Annotated in this window: 22 protein-coding genes; 19 read left to right on the forward strand and 3 right to left on the reverse strand. The window is 44.6% G+C overall.

Annotation, left to right across the window (positions count from 1 at the left end; genetic code table 11):
- The first annotated feature begins 29 nt into the window (after positions 1-29).
- Entirely contained in the window at positions 30-1,622 is a 1,593-nt protein-coding gene (locus BVG16_RS27935; protein WP_078502483.1) for a SagB family peptide dehydrogenase, read from the forward strand.
- A gap of 92 nt (positions 1,623-1,714) precedes the next feature.
- On the opposite strand, the gene BVG16_RS27940 is transcribed toward BVG16_RS27935, so the two are convergent.
- Entirely contained in the window at positions 1,715-2,203 is a 489-nt protein-coding gene (locus tag BVG16_RS27940) for a hypothetical protein (RefSeq protein WP_078502484.1), read from the reverse strand.
- Between the two features lie 709 nt (positions 2,204-2,912).
- Here BVG16_RS27940 and BVG16_RS27945 point away from each other — a divergent pair.
- The 5 genes from BVG16_RS27945 (at position 2,913) to BVG16_RS27965 (ending at position 7,538) form a co-directional block, all read left to right on the forward strand.
- Positions 2,913-3,584 (forward strand): RNA polymerase sigma factor, encoded by a 672-nt coding sequence (locus BVG16_RS27945; RefSeq protein ID WP_269845621.1) that lies wholly within the window; start codon positions 2,913-2,915, stop codon positions 3,582-3,584.
- A 75-nt stretch (positions 3,585-3,659) separates the two neighbouring features.
- Positions 3,660-4,124 carry a VOC family protein gene (locus BVG16_RS27950; protein WP_078502486.1) on the forward strand — a complete coding sequence of 155 codons (465 nt, stop codon included), beginning with the start codon at positions 3,660-3,662 and terminating at the stop codon, positions 4,122-4,124.
- A gap of 232 nt (positions 4,125-4,356) precedes the next feature.
- Positions 4,357-5,088: a hypothetical protein gene (locus BVG16_RS27955; protein ID WP_078502487.1), complete on the forward strand. Its 732-nt coding sequence runs from the start codon at positions 4,357-4,359 to the stop codon at positions 5,086-5,088.
- 129 nt (positions 5,089-5,217) lie between these two features.
- A complete protein-coding gene (locus BVG16_RS27960) occupies positions 5,218-5,628 on the forward strand; it encodes a BlaI/MecI/CopY family transcriptional regulator (RefSeq protein WP_078502488.1) in 411 nt (136 codons plus the stop codon).
- Positions 5,628-7,538 (forward strand): M56 family metallopeptidase, encoded by a 1,911-nt coding sequence (locus tag BVG16_RS27965; protein WP_078502489.1) that lies wholly within the window; start codon positions 5,628-5,630, stop codon positions 7,536-7,538. The genes BVG16_RS27960 and BVG16_RS27965 overlap by 1 nt, the downstream gene beginning before the upstream one ends.
- A 145-nt stretch (positions 7,539-7,683) precedes the next feature.
- On the opposite strand, the gene BVG16_RS27970 is transcribed toward BVG16_RS27965, so the two are convergent.
- Entirely contained in the window at positions 7,684-8,559 is an 876-nt protein-coding gene (locus BVG16_RS27970; RefSeq protein ID WP_144027520.1) for an alkaline phosphatase family protein, read from the reverse strand.
- Positions 8,560-9,004: 445 nt separating this feature from the next.
- Here BVG16_RS27970 and BVG16_RS27980 point away from each other — a divergent pair, with 445 nt between their 5' ends.
- The 13 genes from BVG16_RS27980 (at position 9,005) to BVG16_RS28035 (ending at position 20,589) form a co-directional block, all read left to right on the forward strand.
- Positions 9,005-9,388 (forward strand): GntR family transcriptional regulator, encoded by a 384-nt coding sequence (locus BVG16_RS27980; protein WP_078502490.1) that lies wholly within the window; start codon positions 9,005-9,007, stop codon positions 9,386-9,388.
- Entirely contained in the window at positions 9,385-10,251 is an 867-nt protein-coding gene (locus tag BVG16_RS27985) for an ABC transporter ATP-binding protein (RefSeq protein WP_078502491.1), read from the forward strand. Before BVG16_RS27980 ends, BVG16_RS27985 begins: the two co-directional genes overlap by 4 nt.
- Complete coding sequence (locus tag BVG16_RS27990; RefSeq protein ID WP_078502492.1) at positions 10,244-10,870, forward strand: ABC-2 transporter permease; 627 nt, start codon at positions 10,244-10,246, stop codon at positions 10,868-10,870. The genes BVG16_RS27985 and BVG16_RS27990 overlap by 8 nt, the downstream gene beginning before the upstream one ends.
- A 55-nt stretch (positions 10,871-10,925) precedes the next feature.
- Positions 10,926-11,219 carry a YfzA family protein gene (locus BVG16_RS27995; protein WP_078502493.1) on the forward strand — a complete coding sequence of 98 codons (294 nt, stop codon included), beginning with the start codon at positions 10,926-10,928 and terminating at the stop codon, positions 11,217-11,219.
- A 386-nt stretch (positions 11,220-11,605) separates the two neighbouring features.
- Positions 11,606-14,092 carry a DUF4855 domain-containing protein gene (locus tag BVG16_RS28000; RefSeq protein WP_078502494.1) on the forward strand — a complete coding sequence of 829 codons (2,487 nt, stop codon included), beginning with the start codon at positions 11,606-11,608 and terminating at the stop codon, positions 14,090-14,092.
- Between the two features lie 130 nt (positions 14,093-14,222).
- Positions 14,223-15,674, forward strand: a complete 1,452-nt coding sequence (gene pdxR, locus BVG16_RS28005; RefSeq protein WP_078502495.1) for a MocR-like pyridoxine biosynthesis transcription factor PdxR — start codon at positions 14,223-14,225, stop codon at positions 15,672-15,674.
- Between the two features lie 13 nt (positions 15,675-15,687).
- A complete protein-coding gene (locus BVG16_RS28010; RefSeq protein ID WP_078502496.1) occupies positions 15,688-16,623 on the forward strand; it encodes a D-alanine--D-alanine ligase in 936 nt (311 codons plus the stop codon).
- The gene (locus BVG16_RS28015) at positions 16,613-17,791 is read left to right on the forward strand and encodes an aminotransferase class I/II-fold pyridoxal phosphate-dependent enzyme (RefSeq protein WP_078502497.1); all 1,179 of its coding nucleotides are present in this window, start codon (positions 16,613-16,615) and stop codon (positions 17,789-17,791) included. Before BVG16_RS28010 ends, BVG16_RS28015 begins: the two co-directional genes overlap by 11 nt.
- A 115-nt stretch (positions 17,792-17,906) precedes the next feature.
- A complete protein-coding gene (locus BVG16_RS32970) occupies positions 17,907-18,050 on the forward strand; it encodes a hypothetical protein (protein ID WP_158081820.1) in 144 nt (47 codons plus the stop codon).
- Between the two features lie 129 nt (positions 18,051-18,179).
- Positions 18,180-18,548: a hypothetical protein gene (locus BVG16_RS28020; RefSeq protein WP_144027521.1), complete on the forward strand. Its 369-nt coding sequence runs from the start codon at positions 18,180-18,182 to the stop codon at positions 18,546-18,548.
- 191 nt (positions 18,549-18,739) lie between these two features.
- Positions 18,740-19,174, forward strand: a complete 435-nt coding sequence (locus BVG16_RS28025) for a GNAT family N-acetyltransferase (protein ID WP_078502499.1) — start codon at positions 18,740-18,742, stop codon at positions 19,172-19,174.
- A 281-nt stretch (positions 19,175-19,455) separates the two neighbouring features.
- Entirely contained in the window at positions 19,456-19,872 is a 417-nt protein-coding gene (locus BVG16_RS28030) for a VOC family protein (protein WP_078502500.1), read from the forward strand.
- Between the two features lie 291 nt (positions 19,873-20,163).
- Positions 20,164-20,589, forward strand: a complete 426-nt coding sequence (locus BVG16_RS28035) for an NUDIX hydrolase (protein ID WP_078502501.1) — start codon at positions 20,164-20,166, stop codon at positions 20,587-20,589.
- A 151-nt stretch (positions 20,590-20,740) separates the two neighbouring features.
- Here BVG16_RS28035 and BVG16_RS28040 read toward each other — a convergent pair whose 3' ends face one another.
- Positions 20,741-21,949, reverse strand: a complete 1,209-nt coding sequence (locus tag BVG16_RS28040; RefSeq protein ID WP_078501439.1) for an IS110 family RNA-guided transposase — start codon at positions 21,947-21,949, stop codon at positions 20,741-20,743.
- Positions 21,950-22,188 lie beyond the last annotated feature (239 nt).

Here is a 22,188-nt window from a genome sequence, read left to right on the forward strand (position 1 = left end):
CGGCGGGATTGAAGCCAGGGAGGAAAGTGATGAGTCTGATGAATCTGGACGTTTTTCTTCACCGTTTGCAATATGATCCGGATAAGGTTAAGCCCTTGGATTGGGAGACTGATTGGGATGACGCGCCGCTTCCTTACAAGCTTTATCGCGGCTTACCAATGTTTCCGCTTTCCAGGGAAGTGCCGGCAACGCTCGAAGGCAGGGATACGACCGGTATACCTAGCCTTCGCGATATCGGACATTTCCTTTACTATGTATTCGGGCTTGCGCAATTGACCCAATCCGTTATGGAACGGGATACATCGGAAGAATCGGGAGGCGTCTTACAGATGTGCAGGCGCTTCGTTCCTTCCGGAGGCGGGCTATATCCGAGCGAACTGTATGTCTATCTGAAGCTTGGCGAAATGCCTGCCGGCGTATACCATTACGATGCGGCGCATCATCGGTTGGTGTTGTTGCGCGAAGGAAATTACGACGAATATTTGGCGAGGTCGCTCGGGAATCGCTGCGACGCGAACAGTTGCTTCGGCGCTGCGTTCGTATCTACGGTTTACTGGAAAAATTTTTACAAATACAATAATTTTGCCTACCGGCTGCAGGGGCTGGACGCCGGCGTTTTGATCGGACAGCTGCTCGAAGTCGCGAAACGATTCGGATTTTCGTCTGGCGTGCATTTTCAATTTCTCGATCAAGCCGTCAATCATCTGCTTGGACTATCGGAACAAGAGGAGAGCGTGTATGCGGTTATCCCGCTATCGACGGAGCCGGCGTTCGGATGGATGGCAAGCGGGAACGAGGATGAGGAAACGGTTTCCGCCTCCGAGTTGTGCCGAGAGTTGTCGCCAGTCAGGCATGATCACTATGTCAGGTCGCGGAGGATCGTAGATTATCCGATGCTGCTTCAGATGAGCGATGCGTCCAGACTGGATTCGACGCGATTGTTTCGACAGTTCCGGAAAGATGAGCAAGCAATCTCGGATCAAGCGCTCGCACTGCCTCTGCCGCCTGTAGATCGCTTGTCGTATGATTTGGCGACGGTTTGCCGCAACCGGTTCTCGCCCGAGACGGAATTTGTCTTGAAACCGATTGGCCTCTCCCAGCTTGCAGCTCTGCTTCGGGAAGCGACGGCTTCCTTCTCGTATCGCAACGACCTGGATGGCACGCAGGAGCGACCGGAACCCCGTGTATACATTTATGGTTGCTTCTACGGGGTCGAAGACGTTCCGGACGGCGCTTATCGGTACGATGTCGCCGCGCATGCGCTGCAGTCGGTTTGTCTTGGAGATCACCGGCAACGGATGCAGGAGGGAATGTCGCTTCCCAATATCAATTTGTTTCAAGTGCCGCTCGGCTTTCATGTGGCAGGAAAGAGGAGTTTCTTTCAATCGCAGCTCGGCAAGCGGGGATACCGCATACAGCAAATGGAGGCCGGGATGCTCGTGCACCGATTATTGCTAGCGGCATCCGCCCTCGGGATGGGAGGGCGTCCGCTTCTCGGGTTTGACGCCAATGCCAGCGATGCGCTTTATCAGACGGCTTCCCGGGATGAAACGGGGCTGATTTTTATACCGGTCGGTCCGTATCGTCAACGATTGCGGTTGGCGGGCAGTTTGAGCCGTTAAAATAAAAAAATCATCGCTAACGACTTTGACGCGAACGGTCATGTCGTCAGCGATGAAACTCGCTCTTTCAAGAAAGGGAGACCGGACTTCTCTTACCAATGATGGTCATCCCATGGATGATGGCCATGTGCGTGGGGATGGTCCCATGGATGGAACCAATCATGATGGTAATCGACCAAGTAGCAATCCCACTCTGAAGACGGATAAGGATGAAAGTGCTCATCCATATGCGGATCCCATGGATGATCCATGAAGGGAAGGATCATGAAGGGATCGTGATCATGCTCCCAGGGGTGAACCATATCGGGGTGCTGCTCATGCTCCAGGGGCTGAACCATCGCAGGAAAGTGCGCGTACTCCCAGGGATGAGCCATTATGGCTTGCTGTTCCACCCAAGGATGACACATCCCGGGATGGTATCCGTGATGATGAGGAATATGGTACCAGGTATAATGGAACTCGTGAAACACGTCATCGCGAGGACTTATTTGATTATCTGATTGCTGCTCTAATGCTTGCTCGGACGGATCGGAACCCCGCAAGCTGGCCGGGCTTTGAACGAAAGGTTGATGGTATATCATGGTTTTCCTCCTAAACTTTTGAGGGGTATATTGCATCGTGAATCCTCCTCTGGCAATACTCGCTTCGGAAGTCTTCGCGTGGCATAATTCACAATATGCTGAGATTGGAAAAAGGGCACTTGACCCTATAAAATGGGCGGCTGTGCCAAGATAGCATTTGCCAGTATCTACTGGAGAAGTGCTTGGAGCCCCAATTAACACGCTTTATTGCATAGTTACCACACAACGTGGGACTATGTTTTTTTGTGAAAACTTCGGTTCTCGTGTCCTTTCATCTGTCTGCTGCTTGCGTATAATAAACAACCTCCACAACACCTTTTATGATGCATGGGCTAGCTACTATAGTAGCCCTGCATTTTTGCGTACATAAAAAGAGCCTCGATTGATCGAGGGCACTGAAAAACTTATGTTAGAACTCTAAATATGATGAAGAGAATGAGTTTCTTTAACTAATAAATCCGATAAATAATACGAATAGGCAGGATAGTTATATCACTTCACGAATACTTCTAAATAGGATAATTTGCAAAAGTCACGGTATTGATGAAGATTGTTTTTGAGTAGGTATCCCGAATTTAGGAAAGCATTTGATAACTTATGTATCAAGCTTGAAATCCAAGAAATGCAGGCGAATCTATTGTTCTGAAAACGGTTGCTTAGTAAATGAGAAGAGAAAGGAAAATGGTGAAGGATCATAGAATTAACAAGGATGAACTGGAGAACGATATTATTTCAATATGGCATGCGGATAACTGGAAACCGTTGGGATGCTGAAGATCTATCGCAGGATGCAATGATAAAACTGATTGAAGCTGTCCAAAGAAATCCTGAGAGACCAATAACAAAAGCTTTTTTATACCGTATAGCTAAGAATGCGTGGATTGACTGTAAAAGAACGCAAAAGATCCGAACCGTACCACTGGATCTTAGTTATGAAAAGGCAGAGTTAGATCCTTTGTTGTCCAGCCGGGAGTTGTTGGAACAGGTAGGGGAACGATTATCCCCAAAAATGGCCGTTATTATATTGTTAATGGATGTCTTCGACTTTACCGCCAGAGAGACTGCGGAGTATGTAGGGATGAGAGAGGCTTCAGTACAAGTAACGTTAGGGCGTGCCCGATTAAAACTCAAGCAAATGGCTCAAGAATCATTCGAAGGTAATGCGAGGAAATCTCCAAAAGCACGTAAGGAGACTATTGTTGATATGGATGCTTTGGTAGACGCTTTTCATAGATGCGATCCCAAAGCCATTTATCGGGCATATCTTGGACTAACAGAGGAAAGTATTTATCTGACTGAGATTAAGACATTGAACGCTCGATTGCATTTTACATTCAAAGACCCCGATGGCAACTATTTTAGCGTCGTCTCAAATAAATGATTATGAAATGTTTGGTTTTTACAGAAATAATCGTTTCTTCATATGCAAGGTAACAAAAACGAAAGGATGATATGGATGTCAGGAATTCAAGGAAATGCTTTAAAGGCAGTTTGTTCGATTTATCTACCGGTTAGAAATGTTTTGGAGTCGGCGCAATGGTGGCAGCGAAATTTTGGATTAGAGTACGCGGTGCCATTTAATAAAGCAGAGGATCAAGCTATATTGAAGCTATCTGACGGACAATGGCTGCACTTGGTAGAAACGGTGGGGACGATCGATAATCAATTCCCAAATAAAGCTGGTTATGAAATGTTTAGGCTCACTTTTGAAGTGAGGCAGATCGAGGTATTGCATGATCATCTGAAAAAAAATGGTGTAAAAATAGAAGATCTTCAGGATCGAGATTCTTGTGGAATCAACTTTGTATTTTACGATCCAGATGGTAATAAATTTGATGTAAATGAATGTGTAAATGTTCATCGAACATCCGAGGAAGTAGAAAAAGTAAAGGCTCATTTATTCAATCTTGTTAAAAGCTGAGCAGCAGCAATGTAAAAACCAGCCATACCCATAATATGTACTGATTCTAACCCGCGTAAATCGCGGGTTTTTTATTTTATCGGCACAAATTCTTGTCAAAATTCAGTGTCAAGAATTTGTACTTCGAAAAGAATAGGGTTGACATCGTTGAACTACAACTGTAGTATTGATTTATAACTACAGATGTAGTTTAACCGAATCAAAAATAATCACAGGAGAGGAGTATTACAAAATGAAAACAGCATCAAAAGTAGCAATCGCAACACTCAGCAGTATTTTATTATTGGGTTCTTCAATGAACCTCGCGGTGGGTGCGGCATCCTCCAAGCCAGCCCAAAAAACCGTTGCCAAAAAAGTAGCCGAGAAGGCTCCAACTGCAGAGGAAAAAAAGTTTATCGAAAATGAGATCAAGAGAGTGAGAGAGCTGACCAAAAAGTCGGATGATAGTTACGTCATGTATCATAAATACAAGCAGCTAAATAGTGGACTCGATCTTAGCTTTGAGGGACTGACACATGAATACGCTACATACGAGGACTACTTGAAAAGAGCTTCTGGCTTGAAGGGTTCCATTATGCAGCAGCCTTCCAACCTGCCAGAGGGATATACGTTCTCCAAAGCGATAATCGAAGGTCCGACTGAAGGAAAGTTCCTAGATGTACTAAGGGCCGAAGGTAAAAAGAGTGGAAAACCCGTCTACACGAAAAAGATAGATTGGAAAGAGGCTGCAACAATCCGTCTTAAGTATACGAACGGGGAAGACACGCTGACCTTTTCGAAGTATACGGTGGATTCAGAGGGAAGTAAGAAGAAAGGATTTTTTGACGATGACTTCCCGGCGCAAATCTTTCCAAAATACGTTTTTTGGCAGGATGGCGACAAATTCGGATACAGCATTTCAACCTCATCGGATATATCCAGGAAACAGAAGATTGAAATTCTGAAAGCAGCGGTGAAAAAATAGCATTTTGAGCCAGCTTATTGGTCTTGCGGATTTTCTCTACCAAACATGTTGACATTATCAAACTACAATCGTAGTATGAATTATAACTACATATGTAGTCTGATAAAATTGACTTTGGAGGTTTCATGCATGAATCAAATACCACCGATTACGGATGCAGAGCTGGAAATTATGCGCGTATTGTGGGTAACTCCGGACTGTCCTTCCAGTGAGGTCGTAATGCAAATGACGGATCGAATGGGTTGGAGTCCGAATACGACCCGAACGCTCCTGACCCGATTGGTCCAGAAGGAAGCGGCGGGGGCGAAGCTGGAAAAGGGATCAAAGCGAACTCAACTATTTTATCCTCTCATCAGCGAGCAGCAATACCTGCGATCCGAGACCAAATCCTTTATGAAAAAGCTGTATGGCGGGGCATTAAAGCCGATGCTGGCTAATTTTTTAGAGGATAAAAAGCTGAATGCGCTGGAAATCGAGGATCTGAAGGCTTTATTTGACGAAAACCGCAGCGACGGGGAACCAGAAAAGAGAGAGCCCTAATGAGTTCAACATTGCACGAAAGTTTATTATCATTTTTTGGATGGGTAATCCGCGGATCGTTTATGGCCGGCATTCTGGTCATACTTGTCCTAATCCTGCAATTTCTAATAAAAAACAAGCTTGAAGCCAGATGGAAATATTTGCTGTGGCTGCCTGTGGCGATCCGTTTGCTGCTTCCTTGGGCACCGGAATCTTCGCTTAGCCTGTACAATGTTTTGTCTCTGGAGACCATAATGCCCGGTATTCATCAGCAAATTCAAAGTCCATCCGTTTGGGGAGAATTGTGGGGAGGATTTGGGAGAAGAAGCGAAACAGCCACTCACTTAGGGAGTTCTTTTAACCCCGGGAAAAGCGTTATGGTAGGGATTGCGGAAGTATCGCCTCCGCCTCATGAATCGGGAACCGAGCAGGGGAGCCATTTCATCTGGAATGGGATGAAGTCAATGAGCTTTACTCATATGCTCATGCTGGTCTGGCTTGCGGGTGTACTGCTTCTTGCCGCGAAAACGGTATACGACCAGCTTCGATTAAAACAAGCCCTGCGCGCAGGCCGATCTATTGAAACGCCTTATTTATCGGCCGTGTTTCACGAGACGAAGCAGCTATTTGGCGTGAAGCGTAACGTGCAGTTTGTAGCCAGCGAGCGCATTCCTGGACCTGCCGTGGTCGGATTTCATAAGCCTGCGGTCGTCATTTCGCCAAACCTGCTCGTCACGCTGCAAAAGGATCAGCTTCAGTATATTCTGGCGCATGAGTTCGCACATATCCGGCGGCGGGATGTGGCGGTGAACTGGATAATGCACATGATCCTGATCCTACATTGGTTTAATCCATTAGTATGGCTTGCCGTAAATAAAGCAAGGCAGGACCAAGAGATGGCCTGCGATGCATGTGTGCTAGATCGGATGAACCTGAAGCAAAACAATGCATACGGGCAAACGATCATCCATGTGCTGGAGCATTTTTCAGGAACCCATCATCAGCCGGGGCTTGCCGGCCTGTCTGCCACGCATAAACAAATGAAAAGGAGACTTACAATGATCAAACACTTTAACAAAAAATCCTATCGCCTGTCCATTCTGGGGATGACGATGATTCTGGCGGTTGGCAGCGTGACGCTGGTTAATGCAAAGGAAAGCGATGCAGGGAAAGCGCCACAAGCGGCTTCCGTTCAATTGGAACAGCATTCAAAAGTCGCTGTGAATACTCAGTCAGCTATTATTTATCCCGAGGGCATAAATTCTTTGGAGGAGCGTGAGCTCTACAAGAAAGAAATGGAAAAAGCTCTTAAAAAAGCAGCCGAAGCAGCCAAAGCTCTAACCGCTGAGGAAAAAATGTTTATCGATAATGAGAACCAGAGAGTGATGGAGCTGGCCAAAGAGTCGGGTGATACGTATGTTATGTATCATAAATACAAGGACTTGAACAGCGGTCTCGATCTTAGCTATTGGGGCCTGACACATGAATTCTCTACATACGAGGATTACTTGAAAAAAGCTTCTGCCTTGGAGGGCGCCATCATGCAGCAGCCTTCCAACCTGCCAGAGGGATATACGTTCTCCAAAGCGATCATTGAAGGTCCAACAGAAGGAAAGTTTATTGATGATCTAAGGGCCGAAGGTAAAAAGAGTGGAAAACCCATCTACATGAAAAAGATGGATTGGAAAGAGGCTGCAACAATCCGCCTTAAGTATACGAACGGGAAAGACACACTGACCTTTTCGAAGTATACGGTGGACTCAGAGGGAAGTAAGGAGAAAGGGTTTTTTGACGATGACTTCCCGGCGCATATCTTTCCAAAATACGTTTTTTGGCAGGATGGCGACAAATTTGGATACAGCATTTCAACCTCATCGGATATATCCAGGAAACAGAAGATTGAAATTCTGAAAGCAGCGGTGAAAAAATAATATTTTGAGCCAGCTGTAGGTCTTACGTATTTGCCATCCCACGAGAAAAAAGGAGCTTGCTTGATGCAGCTCCTTTTTGCTTTGTTGAAGTAACGGGGAGGATAGTTATAACTTAAAATGTGTGGAAAATGTGGTTATTCAAACATTACTTTTTCCACGCGCTTGAAATGGCATGCACTTTCGCGCTCTCCCCCAAGGCTGATACATGATAGATGTCCTCGATTGTTCGGAGCACATGATAATGATTAATGGCTTCCGAATACTTGCCAGGTTTAACCATAGGTCCAATAAATATCGTCGGAATCCGGTTAGCTTTGGAGAAATCATCTTCATCCCACGTCACGATGAGGAGACTTCGATGTGTCTTAGCCCATGCGACATAGGAGCTCAGGTTTTCTTTTAACCACTGATCCGCTTCTTGAATGGTTCCGTCGTGCATATCATTCTGATGATTCGGGATGACGAATGAAACCGTGGGCAGCTTGCTAAAATCTTTCGGAAATGCGGTGAAAGGCTGATTCAAACTCGCTGGAACATTGTTAAATTGGACCCACGGATTATGCTTACGCGCATAGCCACCTGAAGAACATCCGGTGTATCCAGCTCTTGGCATATCTTCCGAATATCCTTTGAAGCTAAGTTTCTTCTGAATCAGCTTACTTGCTAAATTCTCGGTTGAAAAAGACTTTCCGCACCGATCATCCTTGATCCCCTGGGTTGATCCTGAGAAAAGTGCCAAATAATTCGGTTGACTCGGATGCGTATTTCCATGCGAATTGGTGAATAGCGCCCCATTACTGATCAGCTGGTTAAAATAAGGTGCTTTCTTACTCCCCACAATTTGGTTATAAGAGTGATTCTCTTCGACCACCACCACGATATGATCGATGGTTGGCATATGGGTATTCGCCGGAATAACTGCTGCCGCATGTGCACTTGATTCGTAACCCAAGAGAACAGATAATGTACAAGCAATTGATAGAGATAGCATTTTTTTCAATACATTAATGTTGAATTTCAAGCGTTCCACCTCACGATGTTGTCATGTTGTCTATGTATTCCCATAGCTCTATTCACGGATACCTTCAGTATAGAGGCGTAATATTAAGATTAGATGAGAAAATACGGCAACATAACGTGGATTGGACATACAAAAGGATAACGATAGTAAATAAGGGCTGCCAAGTGGCAACCCTTTGTTCCGCTAACTGCAGATTAGTTTATCTCAGTCAGTGGAGTCGGGGGAAATCACTTCCCATTTTCCAAACAGCGTCAAACCCGCCGTTTTTGCCAGCGACGTAGACGCCTGGTTATCGATCTGGCATCGGTACTGGGGTTCGTATCCCTGATCACAGGCGTATGTAACTTCAAACAATAAATAAATGATTAATTGACGCACAAGTGAATAGTGTGTATATTGTATATATACGGTAGAAGAGCGATTGGCAGAAGTGAGGTGATGGAACATGAATATTATAATATCCAACGCATCAAGCGATCCGATTTACATACAGATTATGAATCAGATTAGGCAGAGCATCCTGAGCGGTGAATTGCGTGCAGGCGACAGCCTCCCCTCCATAAGGCAGCTGGCCAAGGATTTGCAAGTTAGTGTTATTACAACCAAGCGTGTTTATGAAGAGTTGGAAAAAGAGAAGCTAATCGACTCTGTCGTAGGTAAGGGTTGTTTCGTATCCGGAGCGAACAAAGATTTCATTCGGGAGCAGCGCATGAAACGACTAGAAGAGAAAATGATAGAAATCATTCGAGAAAGCAAGGATTTAAGCATGAGTCAACAAGATTTAATTGACCATCTGACTTTATTGTTCGAGGAGGAACAGACCACATGAATGCAATAGAATTACGTAATCTAACGAAAACATACCCTCAATTTACAGTTGATAATGTATCTTTGGATATAAAACAAGGCTATATTACCGGACTCATTGGTCCGAATGGCGTTGGTAAAAGCACCTTGATTAAGATGATGCTCGGCATGATTCGTCCAGATTCCGGGAGCGTAAACATACTAGGCTGCGATATGCCTAAACAAGAAGTTGACATTAAGCAGCGCATCGGCATCGTTTCGGATGATTGCTTCTATTATGAACACCTTTCGATTCGCGACACGAAGAAGATGATCGCACCATTCTATAAGAAGTGGAACGAAAAGAAGTTTAGCAGCTATCTTGAACAGTTCGAGTTGTCTCCCAAGAAGAAGATAGAAGAATTATCCAAGGGGATGAAAGTCAAGTTTTCCTTAGCAGTTGCTTTATCGCATGAGGCTGAGCTCTTAATCATGGATGAGCCTACCTCTGGACTTGACCCTGTGTTTAGAAGGGAACTGCTTGATCTGCTTGCGGATATGATGCAGGACGAGAGAAATTCGATTATCTTCTCGACTCATATCACAACAGATTTGGATCGCATTGCCGACTACATTGCTTTCATCAATCGTGGAAAGCTCGTTTTCAGTGAAGCGAAAGACGAAGTGCTTGAGAGGTTCGCAATCGTGAAGGGCGACTCACAACTGCTCGATTCAGATATCCGAACAAAATTTGTCGGGATTCGTGAGACAGCTGTTGGTTTTGAGGGCTTAGTAGATAATAGGCAGGAAGCCGAACGGTTGTTTGGCAATTATGCTATTTTAGACAAACCATCCTTAGAAGACATTATGTATTTCACCGCCAAGGGAGGACGTATTCATGCTTAACTTGCTTCGTAAAGACTTCATTGCTTTAAAAAGCTCACTAGGGCTGATAATAATTTATCTCGCTGTATTCAGCATCGCATTTATACCAAAACAATCGTCATCTATTCACCTTGTGGGTATCTATACAGCTTTCGCCTCACTTAGTCTCGTTACGATGATAGATATCAAAAACCATAACCATAATTTTCTGGTTACACTGCCAATTAGCCGCAAGCATATTGTTCAAGCCAAATACATAACAGCCATCATTTTTACACTTTTTGGAGTCCTTGCTTCTTACGGGATTCACTCGCTCGTTAAGGTAGCAGTCCCAGAGCTTAACAAGCCAGACTTAACGGTCATGGATATACTGGGCCCAATAGGAATCGTGCTTGCTCTGGCTTCCATCTATTTGCCGCTTTTTTACACACTTAATAAAAAAGGAACCGGTATTATCAATGCTGTATTTTTTATAATCATTCTTGCTCTTGCGCAGCCTACAGCTATTTTTATGAATATGATAAACGAGAATGGCTTTAGTAGTAACCTAACGTTATTTCTTATTCTGATCGGTATCTTACTGTTTTTCATTGCTTCCTGTTACCTCACTATAAAACTGTTTACTAGAAAGGACTTATAAAAGGCCGCACAGTAGAATGGTCAAAGTGATAAATACGAATAGGAGCGCTGGTCAAATGACAGATATACTAAAAAAAGTTCGTCCAATTCGAAAAGATTGGATGCTTACCCTTGGGGCATTTCTTGTTGTGCAATTACTTTTTATCGTCCTTGATAATTCTTCGTGGTCACCGTTCAAAGAATTTTCAGAGGGGGGATTATTTGATCGCCTTTCGGATATGAAGTTCTTTACGGAATGGTTCACGCCTTATAAAACCAAAGAATTTAACTTATTCACAGTACTTTTTGCCATTATATTTCTTCCAGCTGCAATAATGAGTGCAATAAAAGACTTTTTTTCTAGGAAATGAATCCATTAAGACGTATGTTAATCCACATAATCTCCGACATCTTGATCTTTATCTAGAATCTTATTTAAGTAATTGTCTTCGGAAATCTTACTTGATGAGTGTTGAAATGTCATTGGAATAGTTTCTATGATGATGCCTTGAACAATCAGATTTCCCCAATATCCTGTCAGATTGCTGGCGGGATTTTGTTTTTAGGAGCAAAAATGTCATGAAAGTAAAGAAGTGTATATCAAAAGTAAGAAAATATCTATTTAGCGCGTATGAAATTATCTCATAGTATTAACTGTGAAGAGGCCTCTTGGAGTACATGGGCGCCCGGGCCAAGCCCATGTACTAGACTTGTAACAACGTAATTATCATTTCAACCTAAGAAATGGGGATGAAAAATGAAGCGTAGTCAGGGGCACCAAAGACAAATTTCGTTGTTGTTAGTCGTTGCGCTGATCTTCTCGATTGTATTTACGATTCTTCCATCGACAGCGAAGGCGGAGGAGAACGCACAGAGGGAGGCTACGCAAGCCCCCGAGGATCAACAGTCTCCGGCCGAAGTCCCTCTCCAGCCCGAACCACAACCGGAGCCTTCATTCGACCTGGAGCAGCCGCTTGACCTTGCCGCTGCTACGGGATATTTTCCACCCAACACTGCGGCATCCGGAAACGTGAAGAATATGGCCTTGTTGTATACCGGATATTACGGCGGACGAACGACATACGAGGGAAAAGAACTCGGCACGTATGACAAAAATACATTATTGCCTTATGTTGCGCACTACAACAGCAGTGACGCGATGGACGACACTTTTTTCGACTCATTTCTGTTCCTAGGAATCAATACTCCCGATTATCGAGATTTCGGCGATACAGCGGATCCTGCCAAGTGGACCTATAAGACGGATTGGGAGTGGTACATGAACCGCCTGTTCACAGCCAATCAACAGCTCGATGCCCTGAACCAAGCCACCCAGCAGGTTGCAACCACGCTCAACCGATCAAATTACAAATCCAAAGTATACATCATGTTGCCTTACCCCAACAGTGAAATCACCAATTTCGGAGATGTCGATAACGACGGAATCAGCGAAAACCTGAATTCGACACCTAGCAATCTGACCAAGGTAACCAAATGGTATATCGACACCGTACGAAGCAGATGGAACCAAGCTAATTACAGCAACCTTGAATTAAAGGGCTTCTACTGGTTCCACGAAGATATCGACACCGGCAATCAGGGTGAAGTGAATGCAATCAACAACTCGGGCAACTATCTCCACACGCTTGGCCTGAAATTTTCCTGGATTCCATACTTTGGCGCCGGGCAAAGCAACAACTGGAGCAACTATGCCATCGATTTCAGCATTCAGCAGCCCAACCACTATTTCGTTCCGAGTTCAGACTATTCGAGAATGACCGCTGTCACCAACCAAGCTAAAACATACAACGAAGGCATTGAAATGGAATTTGACGAAAGGGCGATGCACGACCTCGATTTCAAAAACCGGTTCGATAATTACTTAAAAGCCGGCGCTGAATACGGATATATGACGGGAGCGATCAAGGGCTGGTACCAAGATATCTTCGCGATATATAACTTCTATAAGAACAAGAACAACAGCGGCATAAACGGCATTTATGACGGTAGACAGATGTATGAAGACATCTACAAATTCACGAAAGGGACGTACACGATTCCAACCAACCTGGCATCCGGCAAAACGGCGGTCGCTTCTACGAACCAGAGCTCTTCCCTCACCGCGGCCAAAGCCGTCGACAATTTGCCAGGCACCCGATGGTCAAGCCAGCAATATTCGAACAACGAGTGGATCTACGTCGATCTCGGGCAAGCCTATAACGTGAACCGGGTCAAATTGAGCTGGGAGTCCGCGTACGGCAAGAGCTATAAAATCCAAGTTTCGAACGACGCCACAAATTGGACGGACGTCTATGCGACAACGACGGGCGACGGCGGTGTAGACGATATCGGTTTCGCGCCGACGACGGCGAGGTATGTAAGAATGAACGCGACGGAACGCGGGACGATGTACGGCTACTCCATTTATGAGTTCCAGGTATTCGGAGATAGCGTAGGATCCGGCTTAACTACCAATCTAGCATTGAACAAGACCGCTACGTCATCAACCTATCAGGACGCCACCTTGACGGCGAACAATGTGGTGGACGGCAACGGAACGACGAGATGGTCCAGCACATTCGCCGACCCGCAATGGATTACGATCGACCTCGGTCAGTCATATAACCTGAATCGCGTCATACTGAATTGGGAGCTTGCCTATGGCAAAGGCTACAAGATTCAAGTGTCCAATGATGCGGCTAATTGGACGGATGTATACACCACGACAACGGGCGACGGCGGTATTGACGATATCTCCTTTGCAGCGGTTAACGCAAGGTATGTCCGAATGTACGGGACAGAGCGAGCTTACTCCTTCTACGGCTATTCCTTATATGAATTCCAGATTTACGGCAAACCGAATCTAGCACTGAACAAATCGGCAACCTCCTCTTCCAACGAGACAGCAGCATACACAGCCGATAAAGCGGTAGATGGCAACCTGACGACCAGATGGTCCAGTCTATATTCCAACCCGCAATGGATCTACGTCGATCTCGGACAACAGTACCGCGTAAATAATGTCAAGCTAAACTGGGAGTTTGCCTATGCGAAGGGCTACAGGATCCAGTTGTCGAACGATGGACTCAACTGGACGGATGTGTATATGACATCGGAGGGCGATGGCGGCATCGACGACATCTACTTCGAACCGTTAAATGCAAGGTATGTCAGGATGCTTGCGACAAATCAAGGCACCGGTTACTGGTATTCCCTTTATGAGTTCGAAGTTTACGGCAACTGATCTAGCTTATGTAAGCCAAAATTGAAAGGGGCGTCCCCCCAAAGAACCACAGCCGGAGTAAAATCCCAGAGCTGTGGTTCTTTTTTTAACGGATGGATTGTGCCATGATAGCTATGGGGGCGATGAAGAGATGTTTAAGGATTTTAAGCTCATTGCCGGACGACCGGTATATATACAAATTAAGGATTACATGAAGCACTTAATTATTAAGGGCGGCCTGCAAGGTAACCAGAAGCTGCCCTCCACACGAGAACTCAGTACATTGCTTAAGGTTAGCCGCAACTCTGTAATCTCTGCTTATGCAGGCCTTGAGGATGATGGCTACGCCTACGCAGTACAGGGGCAAGGAAGTTATGTGGCATCTACGCCTCCCGGCAGCGAAACGATCTCTTCTTGGACGCTGGACTGGAAGACGCGTATTAACGAGCACGCGAAGCTGGCAGAGGAACTGGATATCATGAAACGAGGGATACGAGCGGAGAAGGGAACCATTTCTTTCACGAGTATCGCACCCGATGAGAGTTTGTTTGATCTGGATAATATGAAGCGGGCCTTTATGGAACGTATGTCCGTAGAAGGCAACGTTCTGCTAAATTACGGCTATGCCAAAGGGTATAAGCCTTTAATAGACTATTTGAAGCAGTATATGGAGCACAAGGGCGTTGAAATGAAAGGCAAGGATATTTTAATAACCAATGGTTTTACTGAAGGTTTTGATCTTGTATTATCCGCCTTGAGCAAGAACAATGGCTCGGTACTATGTGAGAATCCGACGCACCATACGGCGATTAAGAATCTGAAGTTGAACGGCTTTAAGATTACCGGAATTCCTATGGAACGAGACGGGATTGATCTGGTGGAACTGGAGAAGGCGTTACAGAAACAATCCTTTGATTGTGCGTACTTTGTCCCTTCTTACCATAATCCGACCGGCATTGTTATGTCTCCTAAGAAAAGACAGGGACTAATGAAGCTGATGACCCGGTATGAAATCCCAGTGATCGAGGATGGTTTTAACGAAGAATTACGATATTCAGGTTCTCATGTAGCGCCACTCATCGCTGCGGCGGGTGGTGGCAATAGTGTCATCTATCTCGGCAGCTTCTCAAAGGTGCTGTTTCCGGGACTGCGTGTGGGATGGGTGCTGGCGGATCAGGAGCTGATCTATTACCTCGAAAGCGTCAAGCGCGCACGTACGATTCATACTTCGACGCTGGATCAATCCATTTTGTATCAGTATTTACTGGGCGGTAATTTGGAGAAGTACTTGAAAAAGGCCAGGGCAGAATACAAACGCAAATACGAATTGACTTTGGAATGCTGTAAGGAGTTTATTCCCTATACGGCGCTTTCAGGAGATGGCGGACTGCATCTTTTTGTAACATTCACGGAGGGTTTTAATACGAGGATGCTGCTGGAGGCATGTCGTGAACGAGGGGTTATTTTTACAGCAGGGGATATATTTTTCACGGACGGTAAGGGTCATAATACGATACGGATCGGGTTCTCCAGAGTGACGGATGAGGATATTCGCAAGGGAATTGAGATCATTGGCAGAACTGCACGGCAACTAATGGGATGAAGAGGTGCTTAGGATGAAGGTAGGCGTAATTATGGGCGGGGTGTCCACAGAATATGAGGTGTCGCTAAATAGCGGGAAAGAAATACTGAAGCATCTGGATCCAAATAAATATGAAATCACTCCAATTGTGATCACGAAACGTGAGGAGCTTATTGAGAAGGCAAAAGGCATCGATATCGCGCTGCTTGCACTTCATGGAGCTTACGGCGAGGATGGCACTGTTCAAGGGACGCTGGAGACCATGGGAATTCCATATACGGGAAGCGGGGTTTTGTCTAGCAGCATTTGCATGGATAAAGATCTTTCCAAAAAGCTTATGCGCTGCGAAGGCGTGAATACAGCAGATTGGCTGTGCTGGGATAGCATGAAGGATTACTCGGCAGAAGCGGTGGAACGACTCGGTTATCCCGTTATGGTTAAGCCATGTTCTGGCGGTTCGAGTATCGGAATGGAAAAGGTAAGCAGTAGTAAGAAACTGCTCAGTGCAGTGAAGAAGGCTTTTGCCTGTGATCAGTCGATTTTGATCGAGAGCTACATTCAAGGTCAAGAAATCACCTGCTCTATTTTGAACGGAGAACTGCTTCCTGTTCTGGGTATTGCCTCGGCACATGCCGAGTGGTTCGATTATAGCGCCAAGTACGAGGAAGGTGGTGCAGACGAACGGGTCATTGAACTACCTACCGAGGTGCATGAGCGGGTACGTGAAGCTGCTTTGAGCTGTTATAAAGCACTAAAATGCAGTGTGTACGCACGGGTAGATATGCTGCTGAAGGATGGCCTTCCCTATGTGATGGAGGTGAACACGCTACCTGGCATGACGAAGAATAGTCTTTTACCAAGAAGCGCGCAAGCGGCAGGGTACACATTTAGCGGACTGCTGGATGAGATCATTTCCCTTTCCCTAAAGGAAAAGAGTCCAAGAGAAGAGGTGTGCGGCCATGCTAAATGAGTGGATTGCTCCGCGTGTGCGGGAGATTGCTCCATCAGGGATTCGGGCTTTTTTTGACCTAAGTGCTGGGAATGAGGATATCATTTCGCTTGGCGTAGGCGAGCCTGATTTTGTTACACCAGAGCATGTCAGAGCGGCCTGTATTCGTGCCTTGAACAATGGGAAAACGATGTATACACCGAATTCCGGTTTACTGGAGCTTAGAGAGGAAATCGCCTCTTATCTGCACAAAAGCTTCAATCTCCGCTACGAGCCAACGAGCGAGGTCTTGGTTACGGTGGGAAGTAGTGAAGCAGTGGACTTGGCTCTACGTGCCTTCATAACGCCTGGTGATGAGATCATCATCCCTTCTCCGAGCTATATTGCTTATTCACCCATTACCCATCTGAACGGCGGCGTCACGGTAGAAGTAGAATCTTCGGCTGAGCAGGGTTTTAAGCTTACTGCCGAGGCTTTGCGGAAGGTGATTACCCCACGTTCTAAGCTGCTCATGGTGAATTTCCCGTGTAATCCTACAGGTGCAGTCATGACATACGAAGACTGGTTGCCTATTGCACAGGTTGTAAAAGAGAATAATTTGCTTGTCATTACTGATGAAATCTATGCCGAGCTTACGTATGACAACCAGCATGTCAGTATTGCCTCTCTTCCTGGAATGATGGAACGGACGGTTGTGATTAGCGGCTTCTCCAAAGCATTTGCTATGACAGGCTGGAGAGTGGGCTATGCCTGTGGTGATCGGGAATTAATTGCCGCAATGCTGAAAATTCATCAATACACGGCGATGTGTGCTCCGGTGCTTGGTCAAATTGCAGCAATTGAATCATTGCGGAACGGAATGCAGCATAAAGAAGAAATGATAAAATCCTTCGATGAGCGGAGAAAACTGATGGTTCGTGGATTCCGAGCGATTGGAATGCCTTGTCACGAACCGTCGGGCGCATTTTATGCTTTTCCTTCGATTGCTCATACCGGACTGAAATCAGAAGATTTTGCTTTGCAGCTGCTTCGGGAGGTAGGGGTAGCCGCCGTTCCGGGTCATGTTTTTGGCGCAGGTGGAGAGGGTTATATTCGCTGCTCCTATGCGGCTTCTCTGCAAAAATTGACGGAAGCGCTGGAGAGAATCGAAGATTTTATGAAGGTGCAGGAAAGAAATCCCAACTCGTAGAATAGTACTATCTATACCACAATAAAGGAGGATTACATATGTACTTTCACGGTTATAAAAAGCCGATAAGAATCCGCCACCTCCATCAATTTTAAACAAATTGAGGAGGGTAAATATGAAAATTAATGATAATTATTTGAAAGAACTATTAAACCATGTTTATTGGTTGAATGGCGGATGTTGCGCTGGGAAGACCACAATGACAAATAAATTTATAGAAGAGTTAGGTTTTCAAACATTGAGTGATGATGTCTTATAATATAGACCGTTCTCTAGCCCTGTTGAATACCCAGCCCTTCAATATCCTCATCCCGCTTTAGACTGGAATAAATGGTTTAATAAACCCAATGATGAACATTGTCAATGGCTTTTTCAAATTGTCGAAGAAATGATGGAGTTTTTTGTTATCGATTTGTTGAAAATGCCTACTGATACACCAATCATAATAGATTTAGGTATAATGCCAGAACAAATATTACCCTTTATTCCTAGAGAAAGAATGATATGTCTCTATACGTCTGATGAAGAAATAGAAAGACTATATTTCTTTAGGGAAGACCATAAGATGATTTTGGATGTTATTAAACTTACAGATAATCCAGCGGAAACAATCAAAAACGGCAACAAAAACATGGTAAAGTTTTCTCGTGATCTTAGAAATGCCTGTGTTAAAAATGGTATCAAGACCATCGAAAGAACACCTAGTTTGAGTGTTGAGGAACAATATAGATTAGTTCGTGAACATTTTGGATTGTGAGTTGGGAAATCCCATAGCTTATTCACTGATGGATAACACGTGCAGGCTGCTAATATTAGGAAGACTGCTAAAGTAATGGGAAACGATAGTAATTTAAAACAAGGAGCAAATTGCCGCGGCAGCTGCTCCTTGTTTTATTGAGCTAACGGACAGATTAGTACAACAAAACGTAGAAATTAAACCGACATGCCATATTTAACCTGGAAGTTTCAGATGACCAACGCCGCTTCGTTGCGTCCAATCTGTCAAGCGTGGCTTCGTGTTATGTCCTTGTAACAAATGGGGGACATCCATTTACATTTGCCATTTACGCGGATGAGAACCCGGTCGGTTTTGTTATGTTGACTTATGGAATTACCGGATACGAAGACCCGTCAATCACAGACGACAGCTATTGCATCCTGCGACTGATGATTGACAAGCAATACCAGAACCGGGGCTACGGTCGAGAAGCCATGGCAAAAATTTTGGAATTTATCCGTACTTTTCCGGCAGGTCCGGCACAATACTGCTGGATTTCTTATAAAGCTGATAACGTACCTGCCAAAAGGCTTTATGAAAGCTTCGGCTTCCGTGACAACGGCGAAGTCTTAGGAGACGAGCTAACAACCGTAATGAGACTCTGATTTACTGCCACCAATGAAAGAGGAATCGTTACGATACCGCAATAATCATTAGGAAAGGCAGCCAGTATTATCGGCTGCCTTATCCCCACTAAATGGCAGGATAGTTCAATATCTTCGCGAATACTCTACATATGGGATTATTTACGAAGTTCGTGAATAAGACGTTAGGCGAAACTCTCGAAAGCATATAATAAAAACATGGGAGGAAAAAGATGATTAAATTTATCTCATCAGTTTTATTTGTTAAGGATATAGAAGTTTCACGGATGTTTTATTAAGAGATTTTAGACCAACAAATAGAGATAGACTATGGTGTCAATATCGGATACGTTGGTGGCTTTTCAATATGGAAGAAGGACGATGCACATCAAAACATATTTAGAGATAACAAGGCTGAAATCGAATTGATAGGTAACAGGGAGCAGCAAATTGAACTGTACTTCGAAGTAGAATACATAGATAAGATATGCAAAAAACTTAAAGATCATCAGATTGAATTCGTTCATGACATGTTTGAACAACCTTGGGGGCAAAGAGTATTTAGAGTGTATGATCCAGATAAATATATTATTGAATTAGGCGAACCGATGAATGTGGTAATAAAGAGATATTATGAAACGGGTATGACATTTGAAGAGGTAGCAGAGAGGTCTTCAACTCCAATTAGTATTGTAAGAAGCGTAATTAATAATAAATAATTAGCACTATAGATTTTCAAGGTAGTGATGGCTTATTCGGGGAAGTCGAGAGCATCGCCTAACACCGTATTCACGCTGCGGACCATACTGCCCTTGGTCTGCCGAGGAATTTCGAGGAAGCGGAATCAGCAGACAGCCCTGCACTGGCTAAGTCCGTCGGACCCGGGGCTTACGCCCCTTAAGCCAGTGAGGGTTCGTGAATACAACAACGTTAGGTGAAACCTGCGAAGAGCATATAAAAACAAAAATACCTTTGATCATTCTTAGATCAATCTATTAAGGAGTGACTTTATGAATCCACCCAAGCATATAGTTTCGGCAGCTGCAATTGTAATAAATGACAAAAACGAATTGTTACTTATTAAAGGACCAAGAAGAGGCTGGGAGATGCCTGGTGGTCAAGTTGAAGAAGGAGAATCATTAAGTAATGCAGCCATAAGAGAAACAAAAGAAGAATCAGGAATAGACATAGAAATTATCAAATTCTGTGGAATATTTCAGAACGTAGGAAATTCAATTTGCAACACACTATTTTTAGCGAAGCCTATAGGTGGAGAATTAATACAATCATCTGAAAGTTTGGAGTCGGGTTTCTTTCCAATAGAAGAAGCACTAAAAAGAGTTGAATGGAAAGATTTCAGACAAAGAATTGAGTACTGTTTAAGACCTGAAACGCAACCTTTTTGTATTGAGTTTAATGATGAAAAGAATATTTAAGAGTATCTCAAGAAGCCGCAGGCATCATCTAAACCAGCTAATCAAAGTCAAGATTCAACAGATTTAAGATTTCAGAACTCCAAAGAATGCAGACTCAAATAAGCCTACTGCAAGAAGCGAGTTAATGGTAAAATATAACTATTAATATCCGTTATTTGCTCTGAAAGGGCGCGTCGTTACTCAAAATTCCGTAAATCATGCGCAAAAGCTTGTTTGAAGTCGCCACAATGGCAACTTTGGCAGGTTTGCCTTCAAGTCGTTTTTGCTGGTAATATTGCCATAGAATCGGATTTCGAGGGCCGTGGATTTGCTTTGAGATACCCCCAACTGTTGCTTGGTAGAGCGCTGTACGGAGATATGCAGAGCCCCGTTTTGAGATACGATTCTGGTTTGCTTTAAAGGTTCCTGACTCGTAAACAGATGAATCCAGCCCTGCAAAAGCGGTCAACTGTTTCACGGAAGGGAACCTTTTTATGTCCCCAATTTCAGCGTGAATCATTGCCGCAGTAATCGGCCCCACCCCAGGGATCGATCGTAGTAGGTGGTAGGCAGAAGATTCTTGAACTAAGGATTCCATTTGTTTTTCGAGTGCTGTAATTCCTTCTTGGTAAGCCTTGAATAACCCTATGAAATTCTGCATTGCAAATATATGCGCCTGAGATCCACACGGATCAGGAAGGCTACTCCGCGCAATTCCCAGAAGCTGCGCGTATTTATCTTCATTCCAAGTACGACCTCTTCGATTCAGCATAAGAATGGTTAATACGTCCTCTTTGTCCGCAGTCAGTAAAGCTGAGGGGGAAGGGAATTTAGTGAGAAGCTGAATGGATGAAGGGTTGAAAATGTTCTGAAAAGCCTTGTCATAGCCCGGAAAAGCCAAATCCAGAATGGAACGGAATTGCAGCTGAACTTCACCAAGAAGAGCTTTCCATTGGGCATGTTGGCGACAGAGAAACCGTAGTTCAGTGACCTTTTCATCCATTGGCATGATTGGCGTACCTTCCCCTAAATAGAATGCATTAGCAATTCGAATTGCATCAATAGGATCGGTCTTTACCTTACGAGTAGAGCGCTTTTTGAGCTCATGAGTCGTTAAGGGGTTTAACAAGAAAACGGGATACCCGTGCGAGAAAAAGAAAGAAGCAATAGGCTTCGAATAATTACCAGTCGCCTCCATAACGACAGTTGGTCGCAGCGTTGTAGATTCTTCAAGCTGAACAAGAACTGAAAGCAATGACGAAACATGATCAGGTGAATGGGAGAAAGAGAAGGGCTTTTTCACTTGTACGCCATAGGAAGTGAAGGCAGCGGCAACGCTCTTCCCCTTCGCAATATCGATACTTAAAACAGGTTGATTCATATGACCTCCTTGGATGACACTAGGACCCAAAACAAATGCTCTCCACAGGTTGGCACGGTGATACGGGCTCTAGGCCCAACCAGCTAAATCGGGGTATGAACATTGCTAGGGCTGAAACACTTTATGTGACGAGATCTAAGTCCCAACACCACATTCGTTCTTAACCCAGTGCTAATCTTTTAAGTATAAAAGAAAAGCTCATCCCCGATGAACTGGGATGAGCTTAATATACCAACACC

The organism is Paenibacillus selenitireducens, assembly GCF_002021565.1.
Lineage (GTDB): Bacteria > Bacillota > Bacilli > Paenibacillales > Paenibacillaceae > Paenibacillus_K > Paenibacillus_K selenitireducens.

Coding starts and splice junctions, on each gene's coding strand:
- BVG16_RS27935 (WP_078502483.1), top strand. CDS start 30: ATGAGTCTGATGAATCTGGACGTTTTTCTTCACCGTTTGCAATATGAT.
- BVG16_RS27940 (WP_078502484.1), bottom strand. CDS start 2,203: ATGATATACCATCAACCTTTCGTTCAAAGCCCGGCCAGCTTGCGGGGT.
- BVG16_RS27945 (WP_269845621.1), top strand. CDS start 2,913: ATGAACTGGAGAACGATATTATTTCAATATGGCATGCGGATAACTGGA.
- BVG16_RS27950 (WP_078502486.1), top strand. CDS start 3,660: ATGTCAGGAATTCAAGGAAATGCTTTAAAGGCAGTTTGTTCGATTTAT.
- BVG16_RS27955 (WP_078502487.1), top strand. CDS start 4,357: ATGAAAACAGCATCAAAAGTAGCAATCGCAACACTCAGCAGTATTTTA.
- BVG16_RS27960 (WP_078502488.1), top strand. CDS start 5,218: ATGAATCAAATACCACCGATTACGGATGCAGAGCTGGAAATTATGCGC.
- BVG16_RS27965 (WP_078502489.1), top strand. CDS start 5,628: ATGAGTTCAACATTGCACGAAAGTTTATTATCATTTTTTGGATGGGTA.
- BVG16_RS27980 (WP_078502490.1), top strand. CDS start 9,005: ATGAATATTATAATATCCAACGCATCAAGCGATCCGATTTACATACAG.
- BVG16_RS27985 (WP_078502491.1), top strand. CDS start 9,385: ATGAATGCAATAGAATTACGTAATCTAACGAAAACATACCCTCAATTT.
- BVG16_RS27990 (WP_078502492.1), top strand. CDS start 10,244: ATGCTTAACTTGCTTCGTAAAGACTTCATTGCTTTAAAAAGCTCACTA.
- BVG16_RS27995 (WP_078502493.1), top strand. CDS start 10,926: ATGACAGATATACTAAAAAAAGTTCGTCCAATTCGAAAAGATTGGATG.
- BVG16_RS28000 (WP_078502494.1), top strand. CDS start 11,606: ATGAAGCGTAGTCAGGGGCACCAAAGACAAATTTCGTTGTTGTTAGTC.
- pdxR (WP_078502495.1), top strand. CDS start 14,223: ATGTTTAAGGATTTTAAGCTCATTGCCGGACGACCGGTATATATACAA.
- BVG16_RS28010 (WP_078502496.1), top strand. CDS start 15,688: ATGAAGGTAGGCGTAATTATGGGCGGGGTGTCCACAGAATATGAGGTG.
- BVG16_RS28015 (WP_078502497.1), top strand. CDS start 16,613: ATGCTAAATGAGTGGATTGCTCCGCGTGTGCGGGAGATTGCTCCATCA.
- BVG16_RS32970 (WP_158081820.1), top strand. CDS start 17,907: ATGAAAATTAATGATAATTATTTGAAAGAACTATTAAACCATGTTTAT.
- BVG16_RS28020 (WP_144027521.1), top strand. CDS start 18,180: ATGATGGAGTTTTTTGTTATCGATTTGTTGAAAATGCCTACTGATACA.
- BVG16_RS28035 (WP_078502501.1), top strand. CDS start 20,164: ATGAATCCACCCAAGCATATAGTTTCGGCAGCTGCAATTGTAATAAAT.
- BVG16_RS28040 (WP_078501439.1), bottom strand. CDS start 21,949: ATGAATCAACCTGTTTTAAGTATCGATATTGCGAAGGGGAAGAGCGTT.